Source organism: Prevotella pallens, assembly GCF_900454935.1.
GTDB lineage: Bacteria > Bacteroidota > Bacteroidia > Bacteroidales > Bacteroidaceae > Prevotella > Prevotella pallens.
In genome coordinates, this window is the sequence record NZ_UGTP01000001.1 from 972,295 (window position 1) to 984,676 (window position 12,382).

10 protein-coding genes are annotated in these 12,382 nt (G+C 34.7%); 3 read left to right on the plus strand and 7 right to left on the minus strand.

Going from position 1 to position 12,382, the window contains the following annotated elements; all coding sequences use genetic code 11:
* Positions 1–5: 5 nt before the first annotated feature.
* The gene (rpiB, locus tag DX009_RS04185) at positions 6–449 is read left to right on the plus strand and encodes a ribose 5-phosphate isomerase B (RefSeq protein ID WP_006045204.1); all 444 of its coding nucleotides are present in this window, start codon (positions 6–8) and stop codon (positions 447–449) included.
* A 101-nt stretch (positions 450–550) separates the two neighbouring features.
* Here the strand turns inward: rpiB and pyk are convergent, their stop codons facing one another.
* From pyk to DX009_RS04215, 5 genes are all read right to left on the minus strand, one after another.
* Positions 551–1,999, minus strand: a complete 1,449-nt coding sequence (gene pyk, locus DX009_RS04190; RefSeq protein WP_115083116.1) for a pyruvate kinase — start codon at positions 1,997–1,999, stop codon at positions 551–553.
* A gap of 301 nt (positions 2,000–2,300) precedes the next feature.
* Positions 2,301–3,080 (minus strand): TFIIB-type zinc ribbon-containing protein, encoded by a 780-nt coding sequence (locus tag DX009_RS04200; protein ID WP_115083117.1) that lies wholly within the window; start codon positions 3,078–3,080, stop codon positions 2,301–2,303.
* A gap of 564 nt (positions 3,081–3,644) precedes the next feature.
* Positions 3,645–5,618, minus strand: coding sequence for an NAD-dependent DNA ligase LigA (ligA, locus tag DX009_RS04205; protein WP_115083118.1), 1,974 nt, complete (start codon positions 5,616–5,618; stop codon positions 3,645–3,647).
* Positions 5,619–5,627: 9 nt separating this feature from the next.
* Positions 5,628–6,293: a B3/B4 domain-containing protein gene (locus tag DX009_RS04210; protein WP_006045199.1), complete on the minus strand. Its 666-nt coding sequence runs from the start codon at positions 6,291–6,293 to the stop codon at positions 5,628–5,630.
* The gene (locus DX009_RS04215) at positions 6,284–6,679 is read right to left on the minus strand and encodes a (deoxy)nucleoside triphosphate pyrophosphohydrolase (RefSeq protein WP_115083119.1); all 396 of its coding nucleotides are present in this window, start codon (positions 6,677–6,679) and stop codon (positions 6,284–6,286) included. Before DX009_RS04215 ends, DX009_RS04210 begins: the two co-directional genes overlap by 10 nt.
* Positions 6,680–6,838: 159 nt before the next feature.
* On the opposite strand from DX009_RS04215, the gene nhaD reads away from it, so the two are divergent.
* Together nhaD and DX009_RS04225 are read left to right on the plus strand one after the other, a co-directional pair.
* Positions 6,839–8,221 (plus strand): sodium:proton antiporter NhaD, encoded by a 1,383-nt coding sequence (gene nhaD, locus DX009_RS04220; protein WP_112316932.1) that lies wholly within the window; start codon positions 6,839–6,841, stop codon positions 8,219–8,221.
* Between the two features lie 279 nt (positions 8,222–8,500).
* A complete protein-coding gene (locus DX009_RS04225) occupies positions 8,501–9,877 on the plus strand; it encodes a tryptophanase (protein ID WP_115083810.1) in 1,377 nt (458 codons plus the stop codon).
* A gap of 144 nt (positions 9,878–10,021) precedes the next feature.
* On the opposite strand, the gene DX009_RS04230 is transcribed toward DX009_RS04225, so the two are convergent.
* Both DX009_RS04230 and DX009_RS04235 read right to left on the minus strand, forming a co-directional pair.
* Complete coding sequence (locus DX009_RS04230; RefSeq protein ID WP_115083120.1) at positions 10,022–11,683, minus strand: IS1182 family transposase; 1,662 nt, start codon at positions 11,681–11,683, stop codon at positions 10,022–10,024.
* 241 nt (positions 11,684–11,924) lie between these two features.
* A complete protein-coding gene (locus tag DX009_RS04235; protein ID WP_112316973.1) occupies positions 11,925–12,287 on the minus strand; it encodes an SMI1/KNR4 family protein in 363 nt (120 codons plus the stop codon).
* Positions 12,288–12,382 lie beyond the last annotated feature (95 nt).

Consider the following 12,382-nt stretch of genomic DNA (forward strand, 5'->3'; position numbering starts at 1 on the left):
CGCTTATGGAAATAAAAACAGTAGGTATTGCCTGCGATCACGCTGGCCTTCCATTAAAGAAATTTGTTATTCAGTATCTTGAAGAACATAAACTGCCTTATAAAGATTTTGGTTGTAACAGCGACTTAAGTTGTGATTATCCAGACTATGCCCATCCACTGGCAGAAGCGCTTTCAAATGGTGAAGTTTATCCAGCTATTGCTATTTGTGGTAGCGGAGAAGGTATGTCTATTACACTAAATAAACATAAAGGTGTAAGGGCTGGTTTGGCTTGGAATAAGGATATAGCAGAACTTATTCGTCAGCATAATGATGCAAATGCACTGGTTTTACCAGGTAGATTTGTTGATAATAAGACTGCGGAGAAGATAATGGACGCTTTTTTCAAGGCAACTTTCGAAGGTGGACGTCATGAACGTCGTGTACAAAAGATTGATATTGAAAAATAATTATCAGCTAAGTAATAAAAAAAGAGAGTTCTTAATTAAATAGGAACTCTCTTTTTTTGTATGATATAATAAATTCTTATTTATATCTGTCTTTTTTTATTTCAAATTCTCTTCCTGTTGTCTAAATGAGAATTATAAGTGTCTTCGAAAACAGCACTTACTGTGTTTATTTCCAAGAAAGTGGTTACTCCTCCTTTGCCCATTTCTCCAGAAATGTAAGCTATTTTATCGTTAGGTGCTATATATTTTCTCTGGCGCAACATTCGTAGAGCAGCTTTAAAAAGTTCGTGTTTCGACTTTTTTTCTTGTTGGTATATTGGGATTAATCCATAGCTAAGATTCAACCAACGTTGCAATTTGTCGTGGTAACAAATTGCCAATACAGGATTTGGTCCGCGAAAGGCTGCTAAATTACGTGCGGTTTTACCAGTGTCGCCATCTGTTATAATGCCTTTTACGCCCAGATGTTCGGTTGCTTCGATGGCACATTTAGCTAAAAATTCTCTTTGTCCCATATCATCGCTAAGTGGAATTTTTAAAAATCCTTCTCGGTGTGCATCTTTTTCTGCGCGTTCTGCAATTGTTGCCATTGTACGACAAGCTTCAACTGGGTATTTTCCACTTGCAGTTTCTCCACTTAACATTAGTGCATCTGTGTAACCATAAATAGCATTTGCAATATCGGTTACTTCTGCGCGTGTTGGACGAGGGTTATTTATCATTGTATGGAGCATTTGTGTTGCAACTATTACTGGTTTACGTTTTGCAATACATTTTCTAATTATGTTGCGTTGAATACCAGGAATTTGCTCTATAGGAACTTCTATACCTAAATCTCCTCGTGCAATCATTATTCCGTATGATGCTTCTATAATTTCATCGATATTGTCGACACCTTCTTGATTTTCTATCTTCGAAATTATCTTTATATCCGAATTATGTTCGTCTAAAATATCTTGAACTGCTTTAACATCGGCTGCAGAACGAACAAAAGAGTGTGCAATGAAATCTATATCTAAATTAATAGCTAATTTTATGTTTGCAATATCTTTTTCGGTTAAAGCGGGTAAATCTATGTGAACACCAGGAACATTTACGCTTTTCCGTGCTCCTAATATACCATCGTTCATTACTTTTGCAATAAGCATTGGCCCATCAATTTCAATAACTTCCATATCTATTGCACCGTCATCGAATAGTAAATGCGCACCAACTTTAACATCGTTTGCAATATCTTTATAAGAGACATTTATGATATCGTGGGTAGTTTCTATATCGGGGCGTCCAAATATTTTTATTATTTCGCCAGTTTTGTATGGAATAGGGTTTGCAACACTTGTAGTTCTTATTTCTGGTCCCTTTGTATCTATAAGTAATGCTATGTGTTGCGAAACGGCACGTGTGTTTTCTACAATTTTTTTTATTCCTTCTGCTGGTGCGTGGGCTGTATTCATACGAACAACATTCATTCCTGCGAAGAATAATTTACGTAGAAAATCAATATCGCATCTAAAGTCGCTGATAGAACAGACTATTTTTGTTTGTTTCATATTCTGTGTTGTTTATTTAGTTAGATATTACCGTAAAAAGAATATATAGGAAAGTTGATGTGATAAGCATAATACCAACGAATATAAGGAAGCAGATTGTGGCCTTTTTACCTATACTGCTAACTTGTAGCGTTTGTTTTTTCTGTTCTACCTTTTTAGTTTCTAATAATGGAACTGCTATTGTTGATTCAGTACCACAATAAGGACAATTACATTTTACTGTAACTCCCTCTTCTGCCTGAATACTAAATTCTCGTTTGCAGTGTTTACAATTAACTTGAAAGTAGCGTAATACCATACTTTATCTTACATCGTCTATTAAAAACCTATTGTTTTCTATTTTTAATTTAATAAGTCGCTGATCGGTTGTTCCGTTTTGTGATAACCTTACTTTATACCAATCTTTATCGTAATAGGAAATTCTTAAATTCCGAATTAGTTCATCTGCATTTTCTAATCCAGAAAGTGTACCGAATAATCCCCACCAAGCTGTTTGCTTATCTAAATCGAAAGCATTTTCGTTATCTCCGTAAAGAATGCGCTTACAATTATTGGTTAAATACGACTCATATTGTGTTACGTCTGCTCCAGAAAGAACTGCATTTATATAGAACGAGTGGAGAAAAGTGCAAGCCATTGTTTGTAGTCGCTTTTGTTTTTGGGCTAAAACAGATTTCGCTTGTAGCATTTCTCGCACTTTCATTACTGAATCGCGATGATGTTGTCGCTCAATTCTTATAAGTTCTTTTTTTTGTTGTTGTTGCCAATTAAAGTAAAGAAAGCCTCCAACAATAAGAATACTTAAGAACAGTATGAAGATTATTGTTTTAAACCAATTATTATTCTTCTTTACCGTATCTTTGGTATACTTATTTTCAGATAGCGGTCTCACATTTTCGTTTTGGAGACTTTTTTTCTGCGTTAAGAGTGCTTGCCTATCTGTAGTTTCCGTCTGTTTATTTGGTATTAAGATAGACAATTTTTGTCCACAATATGGACAAGTCGAAGTGGTTCTAAGCACATTATCGACAGAGATTCTAAACTTCTTTCCGCACCTTTTACAAGTTACTTGATAGAGCATTTTTATTTTCTTGCAAATTTAATACTTTTATTTTAGATAATAAAATATTTTTTCTTATTGCCATAAACTTTTTATGTAAATACTTTGGCTGAGTAGTTACGAAAAAACAATAAAAAACTTATATGGGTAAAGGTGTACATAATTTATAACGAATAGATAAATGTGTAGAAATTATGAGTAAAAGTACAAATGTAACGGCAAAGAAGAAAGGTTATTTATTGCTGAAAAATTTACCATAATATACTCCTAAAATTTTATAATTAAAATCTACAAGGTTTATAATAACAAAATAAAAATTTATAATTACAGATTTTTATTTTGTTATTATAAATTTTCACGAACTCCTCAAAGTAATTATTCTGCATAGAATATCCCGGCCTATAAATATATGTTCGTATGCTTATTCTAGAATAAAACAAATGGGTTGGAAACAATATTATTGAAATTAGAAATTATAACCCCTGAGCAAACATTGTTCTGCTCAGGGGGGTATTAAAAACTATTGATGTTCAATAAAACTTATAAATAAGCTATATTGGGCACTGTTTTTCTATTTTTATGAAACTACTTGTTTGTGAATTTGCTAATAAAATCGTCTTCCGAAATTATGTCTATTCCAAGTTGTCGTGCCTTTTGGTTTTTACTTGATGTACTATTTATATCATTGTTTATGAGATAGTTTGTAGATTTCGATACACTTCCCGTAACTTTTCCACCTTGACTTTCTATATATGCCTTTAGTTCGTTTCGGTTCTTATAGTGGTGCACATCGCCCGTAATAACAAAAGTAAGTTCGTTGCAAAGAGTTCCTTTTTGTGTTGGTGCAACTTCTTTTATTTTAAGTTCTGTGAGCAGATGTTCTACTATTTCTTTATTTTTTTTGTTTTGCATCCATTTCACAAAACTTGTACTTTTCTCCGGTCCAATGCCTGAAATGGTTGCAAATACAGCAAAATTAGTGGTAGATTGTGCTATATTAATGAGTTCTGTTAACGAATATGCAGAGAGTAAACGTGTGCAAACATCAATTCCAACAAGTGGAATAAACAAGGAATACAAAAACTTTTTTGGTTCTACACTTCTTGCTTTTTCTATTGATTTCAATAAGTTAGAAACACTTTTATTGCCAAATCCATCCATTGTGCTAAGCTCTTCGGCATATTTATCTAAATGGAATAGGTCGGCATATTCTTTTACCCAACCAAGATTAATAAATTTTTGTACGGTTTGTTCGGAAAGCCCATCAATATTAACCCCATCTTTTGAAACAAAACGTACAAATTTTTTTAATTGTTTGGCAGGACAATTCAAATTGGTACAATGTAATGTTCTTGTAGAACTATTTTCGCTTTCTATTATTTCTGTATCGGCTTTACATACTGGACACGAATTAGGAATAGTAAATGTACCAATTGTTTCAATAACATTGATAACCTTTGGTATAATCTTATTAGATTTTATTACTTCTATTTTTGTTCCTTGTCCACCTATCCTTAGTCTTTCGCATTCAGATATGTTACATAGGCTAGCTCTCTTTACAGTTGTCCCTTCTAAACTAACAGGTTTAAAAACTGCAACAGGCGAAATGGTAGAAGCAGCGCACGACCATTCAATATATTCCAATTCGGTTGTTGCACTTTCATCTTTCCATTTAAAAGCGTAACCAGCTCGTGTGGCATGATGTCCTGTAACATTTCCTGATGCGGCATATATAGTGTCGTCGAACGAAATAACTAAACCATCAACAGGATAGTCAAACGAGTTTAGTTTTTCGGTCCATTCTTGCACTACATTTCCTATATTTTCCTGTGTAGGGTGAGATATTAGTTGGTGTTCTACAGTTTTAAAACCTAATTTTTCTAAGAAATCCATTCTATTTCCCCACGATACAATGTCTTCATCTGTATGAACTAATGTAAAAGGAATCCAATGAATATGTCGAGATTTTACTTCGTTTATGTTCTTTAGTGTTAATGAACCCGATGCAAGATTACGTGGATTAGCATATTCTTCGCCCATTTCCATATTAAATACATTGAAGTCGGAGTAACTTATAATAGCTTCACCACGAATAACTATATGACCAGTGTTCTTAATTCGTGGTAAAATTCCTTCGATAGCAGCTGCTAAATGAGAAATATTAGTACCTATATGACCATCGCCACGTGTTACCACTTTCGATAATTTACCATTATCGTAAGTAACAACTAAGGTTAAACCATCTAATTTCCACGAAAGCCAAATAGGTTTTCCTTCTGCCCATTTAGCAAGATCGGCAACACTCTTTGTTTTTGCAAGCGAAAGTGCAGGAAATTCGTGTTCTTCTTTTTCGCCAACAATATTATCGGCACTCACATTAATAGTAGGCGAATCGGGTAGGGTAATACCTGTTTCTTCCTCTATACGTTTAAGTTTATCGAAAATAGAATCCCATTCATGGTCCGACATTATTTCAGTTTTACCATTATAATATGTATCTGAAGCCTGATTGAGTTTATCGACAAGCTCACGCATTATAGCTAATTTATCTTCTTGCATAGTGTTCAGTTATTTATATATAAAGAAAGAGCCACCGTTGCTCTCGCAAAATCTTTTTAGAAGTTGTTGAATATATTCTGCATTCTGTTTTACTAATTCTTCATTACCATCATATCCGTTAATTAACACCAACAAATGTGTGGTGTTGATAGTAATTTTTGTACGTTCATTGTCGGAAGTTGGAGTTCCAACACCACCAAAATCATCTCTATAAACAGGTAATCCCTGAATGTTTATCGTTCCGCGTCCAATACCTTTATATGGTTCTCCTTCTTTTCCTATTCCTAATTTTAGGGTATCTCCAATAATCTTATCTGCATCAAAGCCACCAATGCTATAACCATATTTCATAGAAGCAAGATTAATAAGATCTACCAGCGTGTTTATTTGGTAAAGAGCCTTTCCTTGTAATATACGTCTGATTAAAGCTTCTGAAGCAGGACGATAACGTGATGGATCTTTACCGCAAATGCGATAAATATGGCGAGTGGCTGCAATTCCAGAAATTTCTTTTAGTGTATCAACCGTAAGTTTATTTCTAAATTCTTCTCCAAGCGTATCAATATCTTTCCAAAGTTCTTGAGAAAAATTCGAGTTTTTCACTTTTGCTTCAACGCATGCGCCAACAAAGTTAGGGCATACATTTTCAATTTCTTTCCCTACAATTATTTCCATATCGTCTTTATAAGTTTTTTATCGGCAGCTGTCCATTCTAAAGAGTCAAATTCAGAGGTATTCAACCACTTTGCATTGAGATGAACAAAAAGCTTGAAATTATAATTGTGTGCCCTACAATCGTAAGCCGTAAGAATAATATTAAAATCGGGATATTCATAAGTAATACTTCCTAATTGTTTACCAACATCTATGTCCCAATCCATTTCTTCTTTAATCTCTCTACGTAATGCATCGTAGTCGTTCTCATTCGACTTTACTTTTCCACCGGGAAATTCCCAATGTTCGGCAATATAAGTTGGACCCTTTCTTAGTCGCTGCGTGCAAAGAATTTTATCTTCTTTACGAATAATTGCACAAACAACTTTTATAGTTCTTTTCTCCATCTTACCACTATTTTTCTACAAATGTACTACAAATAAACTAATATCTAATGATTTTTGCAAAAATATACTATTAAAGACTTTCCACATCATATCTTTTATATACCTTTGTGGCGCTTTTACGAATATACAATTTAATAATTAATAATAAAATAAAAAGAAATGTCTACTTTAACCATTGCGATTATAGTCGTGTTTGTTCTTGGCTACGCATCGATAGCCATGGAGAGCTTAGTGAAAATAGATAAAGCTGCCATAGCTTTGTTGATGTTTGTATTCTGTTGGACATTATATATGTTCGATCCAACACCGTTTGTTCAGTTAATGCATGCAGGGAATGTATCAGAATGGACAGGAAACGTAACAGATTTTGTTAATAAACTCATTATAGAACATTTAGGAGATACTTCAACTACCTTGTTCTTCTTAATGGGAGCAATGACAATAGTTGAAATTGTAGACCAAAATGGTGGTTTCAATTGGGTAAAGGGCGTTATGCAAACAAAAACTAAACGTGCTTTATTATGGCGTATAGCTTTTATGACTTTCTTTTTGTCGGCTATCTTGGATAATCTCACAACAAGTATAGTTATGATAATGATACTTCGTAAACTCATTTCCGATAAACAAGACAGAATGATTTATGCAGCATTAGTTATAATAGCGGCTAATTCCGGAGGAGCTTTCTCACCAATCGGCGATGTTACAACTATTATGTTGTGGAATGCAGGAATGATAACTGCAGTAGGAGTTATTAGCGAAATATTTGTTCCTTCTGTTATTTCTATGCTTATTCCTGCGTTTATTTTGCAATATATGCTAAAGGGCGAGTTATCTCAACCTACTAATTCTGAAACAGAAACATCTGAAACTGGAGAATTTGGAAGTACAGAACGAAAAATAGTATTTATAGTTGGTGTAGGTGGTTTATGCTGTGTTCCCATTTTTAAGTCAATAACACATCTTCCACCATTTGTAGGTATTATGCTTGTTTTGGGATTATTGTGGAGTATAACAGAATTGTTCTATAGAAATTTGCATCGTAAAAAGGGAGATGGTGTAAGTTTTTCTAAACGTGTAACAGCTCTTTTGTCTCGTATAGATATGTCTACCATACTTTTCTTCCTTGGAATCTTAATGGCTGTTGCATGTTTAGAGGAAATTGGTGTATTAATGAATCTAGGAAAATCGTTGAATGTTGTATTTGATGGTAATCATTATGCTGTAACAGGAATTATTGGTGTGCTATCGTCTATAGTAGATAATGTTCCTTTAGTTGCAGGAAGTATGGGAATGTACCCAATTGAAGCATCAGGAGATATGGCAGTTGATGGAATTTTCTGGCAACTATTAGCATATTGTGCAGGTGTCGGAGGTTCAATGCTTATTATTGGTAGTGCAGCTGGCGTTGTTGTTATGGGATTAGAAAAGATAACCTTTGGTTGGTATATGAAGAAAATTACCTGGATAGCCTTTGTAGGTTATATTGCAGGTATTCTTTCTTACTATCTTATTCGTTCATTCATATTCAAAACTCCATTGTAAAAAACAAAAGAATATAATAAAATAAGAGAAAGGTTATCATCGTAAAGTTAAATTTAGACTACGATGATGACCTTTTTCAGTCTCACTATTGTGAAACTTTCTAATAAGCTAGACAAGCTATCTAATTCCAAATATCTATTAATCTGAGAAACTTTTTGCAGAAAATATACACAGATGGAAAAGAATTGTGTATATTTGCAACGGAAAAACCTATTTATCCTTAGCGAAAATAGAATTCTTATAACCATTATACAACAACAATTAAAAACAAATCAGATTATGGAAATACCATTTGCTGAATCTTGGAAAATCAAGATGATCGAATCGATTAAGAAAAGTACACGTGAAGAAAGAGAACAATGGCTAAAAGAGGCACATTATAATGTGTTTCAGCTAAAAGCAGAACAAGTTTACATTGATTTACTTACTGATAGTGGCACTGGTGCAATGTCAGATAAACAATGGGCAGCAATGATGTTGGGCGATGAAAGTTATGCAGGAGCTACCTCTTTCTATAAATTTTCAGAAACAGTACAGCGACTTCTTGGAATGAAATATGTTATTCCTACTCATCAAGGACGTGCTGCTGAGAATGTTCTCTTTTCACATCTTGTAAAAGCAGGTAATGTTATACCAGGAAATGCACATTTCGATACAACAAAAGGACATATAGAGAGCAGAAAAGCGCATGCAATTGACGTTACAACTGATGATGCGAAAGATACTCAAAAAGAAGTTCCTTTTAAAGGAAATGTCTGCCTAAATAAACTTGAAAAAGTATTGAAAGAAAACAAGGGTAATGTTCCATTTATGGTACTCACTGTTACAAATAATACAGTAGGAGGCCAGCCCGTTAGTATGAAGAATATAAAAGAAACTTGTGCTCTTTGTCATAAATATGGTGTACCCGTTATTATGGATTCTGCTAGATTTGCAGAAAATGCTTATTTCATAAAAGTGCGCGAAGAAGGTTATGCTGATAAGACTATCAAAGAAATTGTGCACGAAATGTATGAAGCAGCTGATGCTGCTACAATGTCTGCAAAGAAAGATGGCGTAGTAAATATGGGAGGCTTTATTGCTACTAATAATAAAGAATGGTTCGAAGGAGCAAAAATGTTCTGTATCCCAATGGAAGGTTATGTAACTTATGGTGGAATGAGTGGACGTGATCTTAACGCATTGGCACAAGGATTAGAAGAAAATACAGAATTCGATATGCTTCAAACACGTATTCATCAGGTAGAATATTTAGCAAAGAAATTAGATGAATATGGAATTCCTTATCAACGTCCTGCTGGAGGACATGCAATATTTGTAGATGCAAGCAAAGTTCTTACTCACGTTCCTAAAGAAGAATTTCCAGCACAAACATTAACATGTGAACTTTATCTTGAAGCAGGTATTCGTGGCGTAGAAGTTGGTTATATGCTTGCAGATCGTGACCCAGAAACTGGTGAGAATCGCTTTGGAGGACTCGATCTTTTACGTCTAGCAATCCCTCGTCGTGTATATACAGATAATCACATGAATGTTGTTGCGGCTGCTTTGAAGAACGTTTTTGATAGAAGAGAAAGTATTACTCGTGGTGTTGAAATTGAATGGGAAGCTCCATTAATGAGACATTTCACAGTTCAATTGAAACGTCTTCAATAATATCCATTTAATTCTGGTTAGAATATAAGTTCGTAGAAATAGAATCAGATTAAATAAAATCAAAAGAGGGTGTGTCAAAATTGATACATCCTCTTTTTATTCTCCCTTTACCTTGTCTACCACATAATTCGTTAATTACTGCAGCTATGCTGCTAATTTCATATAAAATGATTTATTGGGCTTTAAATAGCCTATATAAACTTGTATAGAGCATCTGAAGGTGCCTAAAAGTACCTCCATAATGTCTTTTAGTTCCTTGAGATTGGTTTTTCTACACATTTTCCCTATGTTAAAGGCTATAGCAAAGAAGGCAAAGTCCATATTGACCTTGTCTTTTCCAAAATGCCTAAACCTCTTGTAGGTCTTATTATATTTTGTTTGTCCAAAAACAGCTTCAGGTTCTATGCACCTTTGTCCTCGATGCTTGATGCCTTCTTTAGAGGTCAGTAGTTCCCGTGCCTTTTGTTTATAGTGCTGTAGTTGGTGGTTTACTTCTATAATTCTGTTCCCTCTTGCCTTAAAACATGAGCCTCTCAACGGACAACCATCACAGCGTTCTGCCTGATAACGTACGCTGTAAGTAACGAATCCGTTAGAGGTTAGGGAACGCTTCATGCCTATACGTTTCATATGCTGTCCCATAGGGCAGACGTAGAAATCCTGTTCCTTATTATAGTAAAGGCTTGCGGGACTGAATGGGTTAGGTGTGTAACGTGGACGCTGCTCTTTATGGAAGTAGTTATACTTCACATAGGCTTCCATATTATGTACGTCCATGAACAGATAGTTCTCCTCGGAGCCATACCCTGAATCGGCTACGACTGTCTTGGCATAACGATGATAGCGTGATTTGAAAGACTCCAAGAAAGAAGGTAGTGTGAGTGTATCTGTACGATTAGCATAGAGTGCAAAGTCGGTGATAAACTGGTTCTCAGTTGCTATCTGCAGATTATATCCAGGCTTAGTCTGTCCGTTCCGCATAGCATCCTCCTTCATGTGCATAAACGTGGCATCAGGATCGGTCTTGCTGTAGGAGTTTCTCTCGCCCATAACCTCAAGGTGTTGGTCATACTCCTGGAGTTTATTACGTTTCTTCTCTAGCTCTTTAAGCTGTTTTTTCTTGGTTCTAACAGCCTGCTTCTCTTCTTTTGTCTTAGGCTCAGGGACTGATTCCAAAGACTTGTTCAATTCCTCGGATATCTCATCGAGCAGAGCTGCAGTAAACTCGACACCTTCTCTCTTAGCGGCATTGTCCTGCGCTATGACATCATCAACTTGAAGCAAGAGTGTGCGTATTTGTTCCTGCAACTTGGCGCGGTTCTTTTCCACGGTTCTCTTCCAAACGAAGGTATACTTGTTGGCTTTCGATTCTATCTTTGTGCCGTCAATATATTCAACGTCAAGACTTATCAAACCTTTGGCTGCAAGTACTAATACGACTTGTGTAAAGATATTGTTGATTTCCTTTTTCGCACGATTACGAAAACGATTGATGGTAATAAAATCAGGCTGCTCATATCCTGCCAGATAGATGAAATGAATGTCACGCTTGAGAAGCGACTCTATACGACGGCAGGAATAGATATTATTCATATAGGCGTAAAGAATCACCTTGAGCATCATTTGTGGATGATAAGGCTTGCGACCACTGGGCTTATAAAGCTTGTAGACATTATCCAACATAAGATTATCCACCAAGGCGTCTAAAAGACGAACAGGGTCGTCTTCTGCGATATCCTTATCAATTCTTTGAGGAAAAAGAATCATTTTCTTGTGTATGTAAGAACGAAAGTGTATCTTTGTCATAATGAGATTTTTTTAATGCCTAAAGGTACAAAAACTTTAGGAAATAGCAAAGCCCTGGCTTGAGAAAGTCGGGGCTTTGTGCATAAAAAGAGGATGTGTACATTTTGACACACCCTCTTTTTTAATTTCTTATTCAATAGCCTTTATCCTTTTTATTTTATAATGCTAATTAAATTCCAAATTTGTTTGGTAATGTGAGTTTTACGCTAAGATTATTTTTCATTCTACCATTAATATATAGTCATTCAAATAACTTTATAAAATCAAAGATGTTATCTGCCTCTTTTTTCATATCTACAGATCCTAATGCGCCAAGATCATTTGAGTATATTGAGTTATTGTTAGGATTGTTTCTAAAAATAAAGAAAGCTAAATCGCCATCTTGTCCAATCATAAAGTATTTAGGTTCAAATTCATAAACTTGGTAAGTCTCATTTCTTTCTTCTAAATCAGAATATGAATACATACATATTCCAGTATTCTTTATTTCAAAAGTGTCACCATCATTTATCTTAGACAAAAAATCGACATAAAGATCAGGGAATTTTACATTTATTTTTCTCTCAAGTTCAATTATTTGTTTTTTAATTTCTTTTGTATCCATAATGATATTTTTTATAAACCTGATTTTTCAATACTTAAAGCAGAAACTGCAAACTCGGTAAAATGAATTCGGCTAACTGATATAGATATTTTTCT

Excerpts from the sequence above, each read along its gene's own strand:
- nhaD (WP_112316932.1), top strand. The coding sequence starts at position 6,839 with ATGTCTACTTTAACCATTGCGATTATAGTCGTGTTTGTTCTTGGCTAC.
- DX009_RS04230 (WP_115083120.1), bottom strand. The coding sequence starts at position 11,683 with ATGACAAAGATACACTTTCGTTCTTACATACACAAGAAAATGATTCTT.
- DX009_RS04210 (WP_006045199.1), bottom strand. The coding sequence starts at position 6,293 with ATGGAAATAATTGTAGGGAAAGAAATTGAAAATGTATGCCCTAACTTT.
- DX009_RS04225 (WP_115083810.1), top strand. The coding sequence starts at position 8,501 with ATGGAAATACCATTTGCTGAATCTTGGAAAATCAAGATGATCGAATCG.
- DX009_RS04235 (WP_112316973.1), bottom strand. The coding sequence starts at position 12,287 with ATGGATACAAAAGAAATTAAAAAACAAATAATTGAACTTGAGAGAAAA.
- rpiB (WP_006045204.1), top strand. The coding sequence starts at position 6 with ATGGAAATAAAAACAGTAGGTATTGCCTGCGATCACGCTGGCCTTCCA.
- pyk (WP_115083116.1), bottom strand. The coding sequence starts at position 1,999 with ATGAAACAAACAAAAATAGTCTGTTCTATCAGCGACTTTAGATGCGAT.
- DX009_RS04200 (WP_115083117.1), bottom strand. The coding sequence starts at position 3,080 with ATGCTCTATCAAGTAACTTGTAAAAGGTGCGGAAAGAAGTTTAGAATC.
- ligA (WP_115083118.1), bottom strand. The coding sequence starts at position 5,618 with ATGCAAGAAGATAAATTAGCTATAATGCGTGAGCTTGTCGATAAACTC.
- DX009_RS04215 (WP_115083119.1), bottom strand. The coding sequence starts at position 6,679 with ATGGAGAAAAGAACTATAAAAGTTGTTTGTGCAATTATTCGTAAAGAA.